Consider the following 16425-nt stretch of genomic DNA (forward strand, 5'->3'; position numbering starts at 1 on the left):
AAACCGTGATGACTCTGCCAGCCCTGCGACGCCCCGCCCCGGCCAGGGGCACGACCATCCGACTGCTGGTAGCACTTATTGTTGTGCTCATCCTCGAACTGGGGGTATTCAACCTGGCTCATTGGCAGTCGTTGGCGGGTTCCACATCGGGCTCTTCGGCAGGGACTGCAGACAATATTGAATTCCGACCGGACCGGCTGGGACCAGGGCTGTCCCGGCTGCATGGCGGGGGGCTGAAAGTCACCGATCCGGCTGGCGCCTGGGTGGATGTCCCTGTCGCAGATGGACAGGCATCCTTCGCCCAGGCCTACTTTGCAGAGGACATCGAGGGTTCATTCCTGTCGCAGATCCATGTACGTCTCGACCTACACTTGGCCGGCGACAGGGACTGGACCCATGGCACCCGAGGGCTGATCTGCCCCGGTCAGGCCCGCAGCCATTATCTGCGCATCAGGGGCAAACCCAGCGGAGCCCGGATCCAGGCCATGCGACTGTGGATACAGGAGCCCATCGGATCCCGGCTGGAGCTGACCGGAATGACTCCGGTCAGGGTGGTCCCCCTGGACCTCAACCCGGCGCGGATACTGATGCTGGCCTGCATGGCGGCGCTGATCCTGGGCTACCTGCCCGGCTCGGTCCTCTGGCGGATACGGCTGGATACTGGCTCGGTGGGCCAGCGCCTGGTCCTGGCCCTGATTCTGGCTCCGCTGGCAGCCTGGTCCTGCTGGAACATCCAGCACGATCTGTCCACCTTCACTCCCATGGCCTACCACCAGCCGCATGCCTATGTCTACGACTTCAACCAGTACGATCACGTGGCCCGGGCACTGCTGCATGGACGCCCCTGGCTGGATCTTGGCCAGGCACCGGGTCTGGCCCAGGCAGCAAACCCCTTCGACATAGCCACCCGCAACGCGCTGCTGGCCCAGGACCAGCAACCCATATATTGGGACTACGTCTACCGGAACGGCCATTGGTACTCCTACTTCGGTGTCCTGCCGGTGCTGCTGCTCTTCCTGCCCTACCGAGTGATAACCAGCCTGGTGCATCCGGGCGGCTATGCCCTGCCCACCAGCTCGGCCGCAGCCCTGCTGGTTGCGGCGGCCACCATCATGACCGTCCTGGCCACCATCCGCCTGCTGGCCCGCTGGTTCCCCCGGGTCAACCTAGCCGTTGTCGGCATGGCCCTTATAACCATGCTGGGAGGATCCGGCATGGTCTACCTCTGGTGCCGCCGCAACTTCTATACGATTCCCTTCGATGCCTCCTTGCTTGCGGTCATGACGGGACTCTGGCTCTGGATGGGGGCCAGACGGGTCCAGCGACAGTCTGCGGACACTGGCGAACATTCGGGTCGTGGATCAACACGGATGTGGACCGTGGAGGATGGGGACGGACCCTGGCATCTGTCCAGACCACGGCTTTTCCTGGGATCGCTGTCGGTGGCTGCCACCCTGGGCTGCCGACCCACCTTCCTGGCTGCAGGCCTGCTGGCGCTGCCTCTGTTCGCCAAGGAAATAAGGGCAGTCATCAACTCCCTGTTTACGCGCAGGAGCCATCCTGCAGACCTGTCTCGGAGGCGGGCGCTGTCCCTGCTGGTCTGCGGCCTCTTGCCGGTCCTCCTGGTGGCCGCTCCCCTACTCTGGTACAACCGCTGGCGCTTCGGATCCCTGCTGGACTTCGGCAACCGGTATCAGATGACCGTCCTGGACCTGACCAACTATCATCCCGGCACCCGGGGCCTGCTTCAGGTCTTTGGCTACTACCTGCTGCAGCCGTTGACCACCCTGCCGGTCTTCCCCTACCTGCAATTCTCCCCCGCTCCTATGCAGGTCTGGCACTTCACCGAACCCGGCCTAGGCGGGCTGCTGATCACTACACCGGTACTCATACTGACCCTTGCACTTCTTGCTCTGCCCAGGATGCGAAAGGAACTGCAACGTCGGAGGTGGATGCCCGCCTTGATCCTGGCCCTGGCTCTGGCAGTCCTGGTCATGGCTGCAGACTCCTACCTAGGCGGGTTCTCGGTGCGCTACAGTATCGATTTCGCCTGGCTGATCTGCCTGGTTGCTGTTGTGGTCATGGCCACCGCATCCTCAACATACGAAGACGGCCGCTCCTCAGCGGGAGCGGCCGTCATGAGCCTGCTAACACTAGCCTGTCTGGCTGGACTGGTCCTGACGTTCATCAACGCCATGGTCCTGTTGGAGCACTTCGACCTCAGTCAGGCCATGAACGTAGCCGTCTGGTTTATAGCACCCTGAGCCCAGCCGACAGTGATATCAGGAGTCCAGACCCTGCTGCTTGAGGGCCTGGTGATACCGGTCGACCATGTCAGCCACGATGCCATTGCCATCGCCACCCGACAAGGTGATGACCGAGGCCAGAGGCATGGTGTCGAAGAGCTGGGCTGTGTTGGGATCGTCGGGCAGCGGTATGCCATCCTGATCGATACGATCGCGCAGGATAGGTCCGCCGATTGAATTCTCGCGCCACTCGGCCATGGTCGATTCGGCATTCAGCGGAATGAACCGGCCGTCGCCATCCACCTGGAGATTCTCTTCTGCAACCAGATCGCGGCTGGAGGTACCCACCTGGATGCGGTAGGTGCCCGCCTCCACATGCCAGGCATCCATGGCTGTCGACCAGTAAGCGAAGTCGCGCTCGGTCAGGTCCATGCTCACCCGGCTGGACTGTCCCGCCTTCAGGAAGACCTTGGTGAAGGCCTTGAGCTCATGACTGGGCCGATTCACCCGGCTGGCGCAGGGGGCCACATAGACCTGCACGGTCTGGGCGCCATCCACCTGCGAGGTGTTGGTCACGGTCACCTCCACCCGAGCCGAGTTGGCTCCGGTCTTGGTCACCGCAACCTGATCCAGATCGAAGTCGGCATAGGACAGACCGAATCCGAAGGGGAAGGCCACCGGACGCTGGAAGGTGTCGTAGTAGCGGTATCCCACGTAGACGCCCTCGCCGTAGCGGGAGTGACCCTCCTCGCCGGGGAAGGAGGTGATGGTGGGGTTGTCCTCCAGCCGAACCGGGATGGTTTCAGGCAGATGGCCCGAAGGGTTGGCGGCGCCGGTCAGCACATCTACCACGGCGCGTCCGCCCTCCTGGCCCAAAAGCCAGGTCTCCAGCAAGCCCTTGGTCTTGTCCATCCAGTCGGCAACAGTCACCACGGCTCCATTGGAGAGGACGGCGACCACCCGGTCATTGACCTCGGACACGGCCTTGAGTAGAGCCACCTGCTTGTCGGGAAGATCCATGCTGGTGCGGTCGAAGCCCTCGGACTCGGCATCTTCAGGCAATCCCAGGAAGAGCACCACGGTGTCGGCTCCGCGCGCAACTTCAAGCGCCTGCCGGGTCAGGGCGGGATCCTGTTCCTTCTCGTCCAGCGTGAACCCAGGTGCGAAGTCCACATTCACACCGGCCTCCTTGAAGCCATCCAGCGCTGATGAGACCTCGGTCGGTGTGATGTGCGAGGAACCTCCACCCTGATAGCGCGGAGTCCGGGCGAATTCGCCGATGACGGCAACTTTCTGCTTCGGATCAAGAGGCAGAATCCTGTCCTCATTGCGCAAGAGGACGATGGACTCCTGGGCCGCGCGACGGGCCATGTCGTTGTGTTCCTGGACGTCGTAGCGATAACCCTGCTGGGACATGGCCGGACGGGCCTTGTCGATCAGGTCCAGGATCCCCTGGGCCATCCGGTCCAGCTGCTCCTTGTCCAGCTTGCCAGCCTGCACGGCCTGGACCACCTGATCATCGGTACGGGAGGGCGGCATTTCCAGATTGAGTCCGGCCTGCAGAGCGTTGACCCTGTTGTGGACGGCACCCCAGTCTGACATGACCATGCCCTGGTAGCCCCACTCGCCGCGCAGAACGTCCGTCAGCAGCCAGCGATTCTCCGAGCTGAAGACGCCATTGATCTTGTTGTAGGCGCACATGATGGTCCAGGGCTTGGCATTTTTGACCACATATTCGAAGGCCGGCAGGTAGATCTCGCGCAGGGTGCGCACGTCCACGTCAGAGCTGACCCTGAGCCGGTCGGTCTCCTGGTTGTTGGCTGCAAAGTGCTTCAGAGAGGTTCCCACCCCCTTGGACTGGACCCCTTCGACCAGACCTGCGGCTTCATGCCCGGCCAGCAAAGGATCCTCCGAGTAAAACTCGAAGTTACGGCCGCCCAGCGGGCTTCGCTTGATGTTGATGCCTGGTCCCAGGATTACAGCCACCTTCTCCTGGACGCACTCCTCGCCCATGGCCTGGCCCACTTGGTAGGTCAGATCAGGATTCCAGGAGGAGGCCAATCCGGCGGTCGGAGGGAAGCAAGTGGCCGGAACCGATCCGTAGACGTCAGAACCGGTGGCCTTGCGCAGGCCGTAGGGGCCGTCGGTGATCATATAGCCTTCATAGCCCTTGTCGGGCAGGCCCTGCAGATGCCAGGAGTCGGACCCCGAGGTCAGCGAGGCCTCCTCTTCCAGGTCCAGATCCTTGGCTTTGGTATGCGTTTGTTCTGTCATGTCTTTTTCCTTTCGAGTTTTCGGGTTCGATTAGCCGGTCCGCGGCTCAGCACAGGTCCAGATTACAGGTTTTCAGACTCACTTGACCTTGCGGATCATCATGATGAAGACGGTTCCCACCAGCAGGCAGACGATGGCGACTGGGAAGATCATCCTGTAGCCGCCGAAAACGCCAATGACCAGCGTGGTGCACCCGGGGGCGATCACCTGACCGATCGTATTGGCCAGGTTGAGGATGCCCAGATCCTTACCCGCCTCCTTGGCGTTCGGCAACACGTCGACGTTCAGCGCCTGGTCGACTGACATGTAGCAGCCGTTGCCGATTCCAGCCAGGGCGGCATAGAAGTACATGCCCGTGGCGGTCGGCATCAGGAAGGGGAAGAGTATGCCGACGGCGAGGATCAGGCAGCTAGTGGCTACAATCACCTTCCGCCTGTGCAGGAAGTCCGAGAGCGGGCCCGAGACCACGGAGGCCAGGATGGTGGTCACCACCGAGATCAGTGCCATGACCTTGAGTGTGGATGCGGCCTGGGCATCGCTCAGGTGGCAGTACTTCTGCAGTATGTAGAGCTGGTAGCCCTGAATCATGAAGCAGCCGACGACGAAGGTGAACCTGCCCAGAAGAGCCAGGTAGAAGTCGCGGCAATTCTTGGTGGGCGGTATGAAGGACCGGCCGACATCCGCCCAGGTCCGTTCCACGACCGTGTTGGCAGCCGACTTCTCCCGGGGCCAGATCAGCACGGTGAGAATGCCCGAGAAGAGGAAGATGATCATGGCGACTACAAGGCCGGTATGGATGTTGGCCATGAACGAGCTGCCGATGATGGTTCCCAGCTGCTGGCCGATGACCTGGCTGGCCCCATAGAGTGCCGAATAGGTTCCCCTGGTCGACTCGGGAATCCTGTCGGAGAGGACCGCCACGGCCGGGGCTATCAGGCAGTTGATGCCTACCTGCACAATGCACCAGCCGAAGATGATCATGGGGAGTGTATGGGACTGGATGACCAGCAGGAAGCCAAGGGCTCCGATGATGCCGCCCAGCACGATCCAGGGGGTGCGCTTGCCGACTCGGAACCTGGACATGTCAGAGAGAGCGCCGAAAACAACGTTGGCCACCAAGGCGAACACGCAGCCGATCGAATTCATCGTCCCCAGAGCCGCTTCAGCGCTGACTCCATGCAGGGAATTGAAAATCTGAGGCAGAAGGACCCCGGACCCCATGGTAAATGGCGCGGCCCAGAGCAGGGATACCAGGACGAACCCAATGGCAAAGCGGACCTTCTCCGCGCTGTTGAGCCTTCTGCCCGTATCCGGAGCCAGGCTTGGATCCACGCCTTGATTCGCCACAGCACCTCCGGTCTCATCTACAGAGGCCATGGCCTTGATGTTTTCCCCGATCCGGGCACCAGCCCCGTCGGCTGGGCCTCCCCTTCGATCCTTATTTTCGTCTACCATCGTTATCACTCCTTCGTGTGCAGCCTTGCAATCAGTGGCTCATCATTGAGCCGTACCAATCTCCCCCCTTCCATAACCGGCAATTGTTCCGAACATATTATCGGAGCGAACAGTGCATTACGTGGGTTATAAACAGGTTATTTTTCCGATAGCTGAGACGACTGAGTTCACATTTCGGCGGAATTCCGAGGATTCCGGCAGGAGCGACAGGGCCAGATATCCGTTGCCTGGCATGTCGAAAAAGTATCCGGGCTGGCCAGTCAACCCGTAGGACCCAATCAGGCGAAGAATCAGCTCCTCCTCGTCGATGACCTGAGGAAAACGCAACAGAACGTTCCAGCCTCCCTCAGGCCTGAGCAGGGAGACGCAGGACTCCTTTTGGCTCAATGTCTGTCTAAGGATTCCGAGATTGCCCCTGATACGCTTGCCCACCCGGCTGGTCTGAACGGGAATATCCGAGAGCATGGCTTCCATATCCCTGGTGATCAGAAGACTCATGGGCAGGTAGTCATCGGCTATCAGGTCAAGATGACGCTTGGCGGCGGCTACTTGGTCTGCGGGCCCGGAAACCTGGATCCAGCCCACCTTGGCATGGGGGGCTGCCAGACTCTTCGAGAACCCATCCAGGGCGAAGGTCAGCACCCGATCCTCACCAGCCAGCCGGGCACGGCCCGGCAGGGGATCCAGAGGATAACCGAAGAAGACCTCGTCGGCGATGATGGCCACCCCCTGCCGCTGGCAGAGTTCCAGCAGCGACCGACGCTCTTCCGGATGAATGTAGGAACCGGTGGGGTTGTTGGGGTTGATAAGGACCAGGGCACGGATACGGTCGCCTCCAGGCCCCTCCAGGGCCTGCCTTACCGTGGCCAGGTCAAGGACCCAGGACCCGTCGTAGGCCAGGCGGTATGGGATTGTTCGGACGCATTCCAGGCCGGCAATGGATTCGATCAAGGGATATCCGGGCCTGGGCTCCAGAATGGCGTCATCCGGGTCGCAGAGGAGCTTCATCAGCCATGAATAAGCCTGTGATGTGGATGAGAGCAGGTAGAGGTCATCAGGATCGACCGCCGCACCGTCCTCGCTCTGGCTCAATTCCTGACGCCCGGTCAGAAACTCGGCTAGGGCCTGTCGGGCCTTACGAGGTCCTCTCGGTTCCGCCTCATATACCTGGGACAGGAATGAGGGGGCCAGCCCGAAGTGCGTGGGGTTGGAATCATTCAACCTGCCCAGCTTGAGACCCTGGGAACGTGCCTCCGACTCGGCCAGAGCAATGCGATTGGGGTGGTCGGACCCGGTACGGTGAGAAAAATGCACGATTCTTCAGCTCCTCCTCCGATCCGGCAGTCGCCAGAACGCCCAATACAGGACAGTCGCAGAAAAAGCCCTGCCTCACCCCAGATGCTTTTGCCGTAGATCAGCAAGATAGGCGGCGCCAACGATGCCGGCCTGATTGCGCAACTTGGCAGCAACGATGGGAGTCTTGATGTCGATGTGAGGCAGGAACTTCTCGCTCATCCGACTGACACCGCCGCCGACGACGAAGAAATCGGGATTGAAGTAGTGCTCAAGCAGTCGGTAGTACTTGGTCAGACGGTTGGCCCACTTCTTATAACTCAGCTTCTTGCGGTCGCGCACCGAAGAGGCTGCGTACTTTTCCGCATCCTTGCCGTCCAGCGTCAGGTGGCCCAGCTCACTGTTGGGAATCAGCACGCCGTTGTATATCAGAGCCGTGCCGATGCCGGTGCCCAGTGTCGTGGCGATGACCAGACCCTTCTGTCCCTTGGCCGCCCCATACTGCACCTCGGCCAGACCAGCTGCGTCCGCGTCGTTGACGACACTGACGGGCCTGCCGCAGGCCTTGGAAAGGACCTCCTGAACATTGGTACCCACCCAGGCCTGGTCCAGGTTGGCCATGAAATCGAGCGGCTTGTCAGGCTTGACAGGAGCCGGGAAAGCGATGCCTACAGGCACATCCGAGGAAACCTCGAATCGATCCAAGAGCTCCTTGACCACAACCCCCACAGCCTCTGGCGTGGAGTGCTCGGGAGTCAGAATTTTCTTGCGAGGCTCTGCAAAATCGCCGATCGTCAGGTCAACAGGGGCAGCCTTGATACCGGATCCACCGATATCCACTCCGAAAGCCTGCGCTGTTTCAATCATTGCTGCTCCTTAGCTGATCAAAGATGAGGGTCCGAACCGGCACGGTAGCGATTGTACCCCAAGCCATGCCTCTGCGACCCCTGGCAGCGGCACAAACCGGACCAGGCGTGGACTCTTCCGCCGGCCTTGTGCCACAACCTGCAGGAAGCGGAATTGGGTGGGATAATGAGGTTATGACCGAACATACACAGCTTATTGACGCAGTCAACGTGCGCATCACCACCAGAGAATACGACCCCAAACCCATCGATCCCGACCTGGCCAGACAGCTGGGCAGCACCCTGAACGCCCTGAATACGCTGAGTGGCCTGGACATGCAGCTGGTCCTGGGCAAACCCGACGCCTTTGCGGCCGACAACGCTTCCGGTCACCTGGCCAATGCGGCCAACTACCTGGCCCTGGTCGGACCCAAAGATGAAGGGGAAAGCCTGGAAAAAGCCGGCTTCTATGGCGAGCGCATGGTTCTGGCCGCCACCCTGTACGGACAGGGGACAGGATGGGTGTCGGGCAGCTGGGATCGTAAGGCGGCCGAGCGCCACTGTCGGATAACCCCCAGCCAGTCGCTCTATCTGGTGGTCACCATCGGCTATCCGGCTGACCAGATCGGCTACGGCAACCAGGACTTCGACAAGCTTTGCCAACGACAGAGCGAGCATCGACCCTCCAAGAGCTATGAGGAGTTGACCTCAGCCATGAGCGCGCAGGACCGCCGGGATGCTCCGGAATGGTTCAAGGCCGGCGTGGCTGCCGCCGCCAAGGCTCCTTCGGCCATGAACGGACAGCCGGTGGTTTTCGCCTTGGACAAGGATTCAGGCGATGCGATCGCCACCCTGGACCCCTCGGTCTCCTACGGGTCCGCAGTCGACCTGGGCATAGCCAAAATGAACTTCCAGATCGGAGCCGGCGGCGGCACCTGGACCTGGGGCGACGGGGGCCGTTTCATCAGGTCCTGACCATAGCTGTACCCCGGTGACCCGGCAAGGGGGCCGTGTAGGGTGATGAACTATGAACAATGGAGCATCTTCATCACAATCCGTCGCCGAACCGGGCGCTGAAGCAGGTTCGACAACCCTTTACCTGACCCGGCACGGCAGGACGACGGCCAACGTCATGCATCTGATGCAGGGCTGGTCCGATTTCCCCCTGACCAGGCGAGGTCGTGAGGATGTATGCCAGTTCGGCCGGGGACTGCGCCCCATTCGTTTCCGTGCGGCCTGGAGCGGAAATCTGAGCCGACAGTATGAAACGGCCCGCCTGGCCCTTGACATGTCCGGCAATGGAGATCTGCGTGTGGGCGTGGACCCTGACCTGCGCGAGGACAACTTCGGCAGTTTCGAGGGCCGGGACGAGCGCACCACTCTGGACCAGGTCTGCGCCGCCATGGGGTTCAAGGACTTCGCCGCAGCCAAGGCAACCTACGGCAGGGACATTCCCGTCCATATGCAGGATACCTTCCATCGGCTGGATGCCCAGGACGTCCTGTCCGCAGGACTGGAGGAAGAGGATCGGGCTGAGACCACGGCCCAGGTCCGTAGCAGAATGATCGGCGCACTGACGCGCATCGCCCAGTCTGCCATCGAAGAGGGCGGCGGGCCCGTCCTGGTGGTCTCCTCGGGCATGTGTCTGCAACAGTTCCTGGTGGCCATCGACGACCACTGTCCCATCCCTGACATGGATAACACCGCAGTCACCAAGGTGATTTATGGGGATGACGGCTTCCGCTTGGCGGGCCCGGTCAGCTCCATGGAGTATTTCCAGGCAGGGAGTCAGGACAAGTAGCGGGCAGAACTTTCAAGCGCGCTGCACTTCTTCGGCCATTAGATTTTTAGTGGTTTTATTTCCTTCCTGGCCTGTCTGCAAATGCACCAGCAGCAAGAGGGAATTGACCATTCCAAGGAGCGCAGCTATATTGAAAGCGTCAGTTTCAGGGAAGGTGAAAGTCCTTACTGGCGGTATCCGGCTGAATGCCGGGAGCCCGCGACCCGCGCAAGCGGTGGATATCGGTCAAAGTCCGAAGCCAACGGTTACAGTCCGGATGGAAGAAACGAGGCCCTCTATGAGCATGCCCAATTCTCATTCACACACCACTACAAACAAGGACACGCGCTTCAACGATGTCCACTCCACAGGTGCAGGCGGTTCAGGACGCTGGTCGACCAAGCGAATCGCGGTCTACGCGCTTTTCGTAGCCCTGGCCATGGTTCTGAGCTTCTTCTCCTTCCCGATCTTTCCTGCCGCCCCTTGGCTCAAATACGACCCTTCAGGCATCGTCGTGCTGGTTTGCGGCTTCGCCTTCGGACCGGCGGCTGCAGCCATCATCTCCATCCTGGGATTCGTACCGCACCTGTTCACCAACCCGTTCGGCGCTCTGATCTCGATGATTGTGGCACTGGCCCTGAGTGTGCCGGCAGCCTTGGTCTACCGCAGGATGCACAGCCGTAAGGGAGCGGTCATCGGAATCGTTTCCGGTGCCATCCTGGGCGTGATCGCAGCCATCCTGTGTAACGTGGTGATCACCCCCTTCTATGCGCACATGTCCATGGCCAAGGTGGTCGCCATGATCGTGCCCATCCTCCTGCCCTTCAACCTGATGAAGTTCGCCATCCACGGCGTGGTCACCTTTCTGATCTACAAGCCCATCTCCACGCTGATCAACAAGTAAGCCTCGGCGGTTCGGAACGTCATGGCAGCATCCATGACCCAATCCGCAGGCTCGAATTCTGCGGTTTCGAAGACAACGGTCGCCCGCCTGGATCAGGTCTCCTTCTCCTATGACGGAGGCCAGACCTGGGCCTTGGACAACTTGACCATGGAGGTGCATGCAGGCGAGCACCTGTGCATCCTGGGAGCAAATGGTTCCGGCAAATCCACCCTGGGAAGCATACTCTCGGGTACGACGGCACCTGACCGAGGCCGGGTCGAGCTTATGGGCCGGGTGGTCTGCTCCGACACCCCGGATCAGGGCCGCCGGATCGACACTGAAGCCTACCGGCAGGCGCGACGGAGCATCGGCATGGTCTTTCAGAACCCCGAGGACCAGATCGTGACCACTGTCGTCCAGGACGACGTGGCCTTCGGACCCGAGAATCTGGGACTGCCCCGTCAGAGAATGCTCTCCTGCGTACCAGCGGCCCTGAAGCAGGTGGATCTGCAGACGCGGATGAATGATGATCCCACCCGCATGTCCGGCGGACAGCAGCAACGACTGGCCCTGGCCGGCAGCCTGGCCATGAATCCAGGCATGATGGTGCTGGACGAACCTGGTGCCATGCTCGATGCGGCCGGCCGACAGGAGATCCAATCAATCCTCTGCCGGCTGACAGCCCAGGGCACGACTGTCGTCCATATCACCCACCTGCTCGAGCAGGCCAGACAGGCCGATCGGGTCCTCGTACTTGACCATGGACGCATCGTGGCCTCCGGAAGACCTGATCAGATCCTGAACAGTCAGGATCTACCTGCCCTTGTTGGCGAACCTGACCAAAATCCACTGACACAAAGCAGGACATCAGATACGGACGCCAAAACCGCAGTCGGCAACCACGCTAGTCCCATGGTCAAGTTGTCGGATGTCTCTTACAGTTTTCCGGATGCTGGAAGCAAAGCCCTCAGTCAGGTGAATCTGGAGCTGGCGGCAGGACAGACCCTGGCCATCATCGGGCGCAACGGATCCGGCAAGTCCACACTGGCCAGGCTCATCTGTGCCCTGGCCGCCCCCGACAGCGGATCCATCCAGGTGGCCGGCCTCCCACTGGCCGGGCCCGACCGGCCCAAGGCCAAGCATCTGCGGCGCCAGAACCTGAGGCTTCTGCGCCAAAGGGTCGGCTATGTCATGCAATACCCGGAACATCAGCTTTTTGCGGATACCGTTGCCCAGGACATCGCCTATGGTCCGCACAACCTGGGCTATGGGCCCGAGCAGGTGCAACAACGGGTGGATGAGGCCATGAAGCTGCTGGACATCAGTGATCTGGCTGATCGCTCCCCCTTCGACCTGTCAGGGGGTCAGCGGCGGCTGGTGGCCATCGCCGGAGTCGTGGCCTGCAGCCCGCAACTGCTCGTTTTGGACGAGGCCACCGCCAGTCTCGACCCCCAGGCTTGCGCACGCATCATGAGGCTGCTTCGTGTGCTCCATCAGCGCGGGGTCACCATCGTCATGAGCACCCACGCCGATCGCGAGGCCCTGGATCTGGCCGACCAGACGCTACTCCTGGAGCATGGGGAAACGCTGGACTATGGGCCGACTGCCGAAGTCGTGGAACGTTACCACCAGCTGCTCGCTACAGATACAGCGAAGAAGGATGCCGCTGGGAAGGAAACTGCCGAGCAAGAAACCAATCAAGCTCAGACCGACCAGAAACCTCCATCCTTGCTGGCAAGACTTGACCCGCGAGCCAAGCTGGTGACCTTCCTCCTAGCCATGTTCACCGCCTTCGCCATTTCCACGCCGGCGCAACTTGTTCTGGCGCTGGTGGTCACTGTCGGCCTCTTTGCCGCCGCCCGAGCCCCACTGCGTTCCATTATGAACTCGGTCAAAGGCTTTCTGGTCCTCATGCTTCTGCTGGCCCTGTTCAATCTTTTGGTCACGCAGACCGGCCGCAGGCTGGCCGCCTGGGGTCCATTTGTGCTGACTACAGGAGGAATTTGGGTGGCTGTGCTCTATGCCTGCCGCTTCATGCTGATCATCTTTTTGGGGGCGCTTCTGGTGGAGACCACCACCCCAACGCAGATGACCGATGCCTGCGAATCCCTGCTGAGCCCACTGTCCAGGCTGGGCATTCACACCAATGAGATTGCCCTGGTCCTCTCATTGGCCCTGCGTTTCATCCCCACCCTGGGACGTGAAGTTCAGGCCATCGTGGAAGCCCAGGCCGCCCGCGGCGGATCCATCGAGTCGGGATCGCTCTCACAACGCCTTCATGCAGCCATAGCCATCACGGTCCCTGTCTTCGCTGGAGCCCTACGGCACGCTGACAACCTGAGCCGGGCCCTGGACGCCCGCTGCTATGAAGGCAGCCGTCAAGAGCGCACCCACTACCGATTGCTGCGACTGGGCAGGATGGACATCCTGTTCATCGCTCTCATGGCCTTCTACCTGCTGGCCCTGCTGTTGCATCCCTTGTTCTGAGCAAAAAGGCTGCATCAAGCGCTTAGCCCGCAGTCCTTCCAGTCAGCTAGACCTACTTCGCGCCTAGCTAAGTGCTCAATCACGCAACTTGCTGAGTTGTCAGCTATTCGGGCAAAGGGACCGTTATGAATGGAATGCTGACTCGGGAACACTAGCGTCACTTACTGTCGATTGCATCTCAGACTTGAGATGCATATAAGGAAATGATCGAGCCCTTCGGCGGACTCATAAGGCAAAAGCGAATGCCGAGCTCATTCTGCCAATAGATGCCATATACCCCCAACGAGGCTCCAGGAAGGACATCGCAGCGATCAACGCAAATTCTCAGCAGTACAAAATAAGAGGGACTGGAGCGCATTACAGTGCTCCAGCCCCTCTTCAGTAAGCTGCGTCAGGACTTAGCCCTCTGTCTCAATCACTGGCAGGCGAACTCTGGCCGGACTGCTCAGGACCCTGACCATCCTGGCTCCGGCTGTCAGCCTCGCCTACTGGCGGAACATCAGCGTCGGTGGAACCAACCGAAGCTCCGACCAGTTCAGACTTCTGGTCCTTCCCATCAGCGGAGCTTGCCGCATGCCGGGGTCCCTCAAAGGGCTTGCCGGTGAAGGTGAATTCACCCAGGATGCCCTCGCCTTCGGCATCGACCTGGACGGACTCATTGTCCGTAAGGTCGCCCATGAGGATCTTCTCGGAGACGGCATCCTCGATGTCCCGCTGGATGACGCGACGCAGAGGCCGGGCACCCAGGAGCGGATCGAAGCCCTTCTCGGCCAGCAGATCCTTGGCCTTGTCGGTCAGGTCCAGGGACATGTGGCGCTCGAAGAGACGGTCGTTGAGCTGAGCGATGTCCAGATCGACGATCTGACGGACCTGGGGCTCGGTCAGCTGCTGGAAGACGATGATGTCATCCAGGCGGTTCAGGAACTCGGGCCTGAACTGTTGCTTGAGCTCGCTGGTCACCTGGTCCTTCATCCGCTGATAGGAGGTCTCGGTGTTGCCACTCACGTTGAAGCCGGTATTGGCCGCCTTGGCGATGTCGCGGGTTCCCAGGTTGGTTGTCAGGATGATGATGGTGTTCTTGAAGTCCACCATGCGACCCTGTCCATCAGTCAGGTGACCGTCGTCCAGCACCTGCAGAAGGGTGTTGAAGATGTCCGGATGAGCCTTCTCGATCTCGTCGAAGAGGACCACGGAGAACGGCTTGCGCCTGACCTTCTCGGTCAGCTCGCCACCCTCTTCGTATCCCACGTACCCCGGAGGGGCGCCGAAGAGACGAGAGGTGGAGTACTTCTCCGAGAACTCGGACATATCCACCCGAATCAGGGCATCCTCATCGTCAAAGAGGAACTGGGCCAGAGCCTTGGCCAGCTCGGTCTTGCCCACGCCGGTGGGACCGGCGAAGATGAAGGAACCTGCGGGACGCTTGGGATCCTTGAGGCCCACACGGGTGCGGCGGATGGAGCGGGACAGGGCGGACACGGCCTCATCCTGGCCGATGATCCGCTTGTGCAGCTCCTTCTCCATACCCAGGAGCTTCTTGGACTCGGCCTGGGTCAGCTTGAAGACCGGGATGCCGGTGGTCGAGGAAACCACTTCGGCAATCACATCCTCGTCGACAACCATCTTGACGTCGGACTCGCCCTCATGCCAGGCCTGCTCCTTCTCCTTGCGCTCGGCCTCCAGTTTCTCCTGGCTGTCGCGCAGCTGAGCTGCCTTCTCGAAGTCCTGGTCCTTGATGGCCTGGTCCTTCTGGGCGGAAATGCGATCCACCTTGGCATCCAGCTCCTTGAGCTCCGGCGGGGCGGTCAGCCGCTTGATGCGCAGACGTGCGCCGGCCTCATCAATCAGGTCGATAGCCTTGTCAGGCAAGTTCCTGTCCTGGATGTAACGCGCAGAGAGCTCGGCCGCCGACTGCAGGGCTTTGTCGGTGATAGTGACATGGTGGTGATGCTCGTAGCGGCCGCGCAGACCCTTGAGGATCTCGATGGTCTGGGCGATGGTGGGCTCGGAAACCTGAATGGGTTGGAAGCGCCGCTCCAGGGCTGCGTCCTTCTCGATGTACTTACGGTACTCGTCGGTAGTGGTCGCTCCGATGGTCTGCAGCTCGCCACGGGCCAGCAGAGGCTTGAGCATGTCAGAGGCTCCCAAGGCCCCGTCGGCAGAACCTGCGCCCACAATGGTGTGGATCTCGTCGATGAAGAGGATGATGTCGCCCCGGGTCTTGATCTCCTTGAGCACCTTCTTCAGACGCTCCTCGAAGTCGCCCCGGTAGCGTGAACCGGCCACCATGGAGCCCAGATCCAGCGAGTAGACCTGCTTGCCCTTGAGGGTCTCGGGCACGTCGCCTTCGTGGATCTTCTGCGCCAGGCCCTCGACCACGGCGGTCTTGCCTACACCGGGCTCGCCGATCAACACCGGGTTGTTCTTGGTCCTCCTGGACAGGACGACCATGACCCGCTCGATCTCGTTGGCCCGACCGATGACGGGGTCCAGCTTGCCTTCAGCAGCTTCCTGGGTCAGGTTCCTGCCGAACTGGTCCAGAATGGCCGAACCGGTCTGTCCGCCCTTGTTGGAAACGCCACCGGCATTGGCCAAATCACCCTTGCCAGCATCGCCCCCCTCGTGGTTGCCGCGAATCATGTCAATAGTGGCGGTCCGCAGATCGCCCAGGTCCACGCCCATCTTGATCAGCACCTGGGTGCCAACGCCTTCACCCTCGCGGATGAGTCCCAGCAGAATGTGCTCAGTGCCAATGTAAGAGTGGCCCAGCTGAAGCGCCTCGCGCAGCGACAGCTCCAGGACCTGACGGGCGTGCGGCGTAAATGGGATGTGCCCATTGGGAACCGCATTGCCCTTACCGATCATCTCCTCGACCTGTTTGCGGGTGGCATCCAGTTCCACGCCCTTGGAGGCCAGGGCCTTGGCGGCGACACCGTCACCTTCCCTGATCAGGCCCAGGAGGAGGTGCTCGGTGCCGATGTAATTGTGCTGCAGAGTGCGGGCCTCTTCCTGCGCCAGCACAATCACCCGCCGCGCACGGTCGGTAAACCGTTCGAACATACTTGTCCTTCCCTTTGATCCGTAATTCACTCTACAGATTTACGGTGACGTTTATTCTCGGCCCACCGGGGATTGCGCTCTGAACGCAACAGGGCCTTGGAA

10 protein-coding genes and 1 riboswitch are annotated in these 16425 nt (G+C 60.9%); of the genes, 5 read left to right on the forward strand and 5 right to left on the reverse strand.

Features of this window, described 5'->3' with window-relative positions; genetic code table 11:
* The first annotated feature begins 5 nt into the window (after positions 1 to 5).
* Positions 6 to 2264: a hypothetical protein gene (locus H3V04_RS04050; protein ID WP_198187291.1), complete on the forward strand. Its 2259-nt coding sequence runs from the start codon at positions 6 to 8 to the stop codon at positions 2262 to 2264.
* An 18-nt stretch (positions 2265 to 2282) separates the two neighbouring features.
* On the opposite strand, the gene H3V04_RS04055 is transcribed toward H3V04_RS04050, so the two are convergent.
* From H3V04_RS04055 to ppgK, 4 genes are all read right to left on the reverse strand, one after another.
* Positions 2283 to 4520, reverse strand: a complete 2238-nt coding sequence (locus tag H3V04_RS04055) for an exo-alpha-(1->6)-L-arabinopyranosidase (protein ID WP_198187292.1) — start codon at positions 4518 to 4520, stop codon at positions 2283 to 2285.
* A 78-nt stretch (positions 4521 to 4598) separates the two neighbouring features.
* A complete protein-coding gene (locus H3V04_RS04060) occupies positions 4599 to 5975 on the reverse strand; it encodes an MFS transporter (RefSeq protein ID WP_232339080.1) in 1377 nt (458 codons plus the stop codon).
* 126 nt (positions 5976 to 6101) lie between these two features.
* A complete protein-coding gene (locus tag H3V04_RS04065) occupies positions 6102 to 7289 on the reverse strand; it encodes a pyridoxal phosphate-dependent aminotransferase (protein WP_198187293.1) in 1188 nt (395 codons plus the stop codon).
* A gap of 75 nt (positions 7290 to 7364) precedes the next feature.
* Positions 7365 to 8135, reverse strand: coding sequence for a polyphosphate--glucose phosphotransferase (gene ppgK, locus H3V04_RS04070; protein ID WP_024626544.1), 771 nt, complete (start codon positions 8133 to 8135; stop codon positions 7365 to 7367).
* Positions 8136 to 8308: 173 nt separating this feature from the next.
* Between ppgK and H3V04_RS04075 the strand changes: the two genes are divergently transcribed.
* From H3V04_RS04075 to H3V04_RS04090, 4 genes are all read left to right on the forward strand, one after another.
* On the forward strand, positions 8309 to 9088 hold the full coding sequence (locus H3V04_RS04075; RefSeq protein ID WP_198187294.1) for a nitroreductase family protein: 780 nt from the start codon (positions 8309 to 8311) through the stop codon (positions 9086 to 9088).
* A 52-nt stretch (positions 9089 to 9140) separates the two neighbouring features.
* A complete protein-coding gene (locus tag H3V04_RS04080) occupies positions 9141 to 9914 on the forward strand; it encodes a histidine phosphatase family protein (protein ID WP_198187295.1) in 774 nt (257 codons plus the stop codon).
* A 137-nt stretch (positions 9915 to 10051) separates the two neighbouring features.
* Positions 10052 to 10186, forward strand: a riboswitch (FMN riboswitch).
* Complete coding sequence (locus tag H3V04_RS04085; protein ID WP_373564664.1) at positions 10171 to 10797, forward strand: ECF transporter S component; 627 nt, start codon at positions 10171 to 10173, stop codon at positions 10795 to 10797. Its footprint overlaps the riboswitch before it by 16 nt.
* Before the next feature lie 21 nt (positions 10798 to 10818).
* A complete protein-coding gene (locus H3V04_RS04090; RefSeq protein ID WP_232342453.1) occupies positions 10819 to 13263 on the forward strand; it encodes an energy-coupling factor transporter ATPase in 2445 nt (814 codons plus the stop codon).
* A 411-nt stretch (positions 13264 to 13674) separates the two neighbouring features.
* Here the strand turns inward: H3V04_RS04090 and H3V04_RS04095 are convergent, their stop codons facing one another.
* On the reverse strand, positions 13675 to 16323 hold the full coding sequence (locus H3V04_RS04095; protein WP_198187296.1) for an ATP-dependent Clp protease ATP-binding subunit: 2649 nt from the start codon (positions 16321 to 16323) through the stop codon (positions 13675 to 13677).
* Positions 16324 to 16425 lie beyond the last annotated feature (102 nt).

The sequence above is a fragment of the Bifidobacterium sp. M0353 genome (genome assembly GCF_016100645.1).
GTDB lineage: Bacteria > Actinomycetota > Actinomycetes > Actinomycetales > Bifidobacteriaceae > Bombiscardovia > Bombiscardovia choladohabitans.

Coding starts and splice junctions, on each gene's coding strand:
- H3V04_RS04085 (WP_373564664.1), top strand. CDS start 10,171: ATGGAAGAAACGAGGCCCTCTATGAGCATGCCCAATTCTCATTCACAC.
- H3V04_RS04055 (WP_198187292.1), bottom strand. CDS start 4,520: ATGACAGAACAAACGCATACCAAAGCCAAGGATCTGGACCTGGAAGAG.
- ppgK (WP_024626544.1), bottom strand. CDS start 8,135: ATGATTGAAACAGCGCAGGCTTTCGGAGTGGATATCGGTGGATCCGGT.
- H3V04_RS04095 (WP_198187296.1), bottom strand. CDS start 16,323: ATGTTCGAACGGTTTACCGACCGTGCGCGGCGGGTGATTGTGCTGGCG.
- H3V04_RS04080 (WP_198187295.1), top strand. CDS start 9,141: ATGAACAATGGAGCATCTTCATCACAATCCGTCGCCGAACCGGGCGCT.
- H3V04_RS04075 (WP_198187294.1), top strand. CDS start 8,309: ATGACCGAACATACACAGCTTATTGACGCAGTCAACGTGCGCATCACC.
- H3V04_RS04090 (WP_232342453.1), top strand. CDS start 10,819: ATGGCAGCATCCATGACCCAATCCGCAGGCTCGAATTCTGCGGTTTCG.
- H3V04_RS04060 (WP_232339080.1), bottom strand. CDS start 5,975: ATGGTAGACGAAAATAAGGATCGAAGGGGAGGCCCAGCCGACGGGGCT.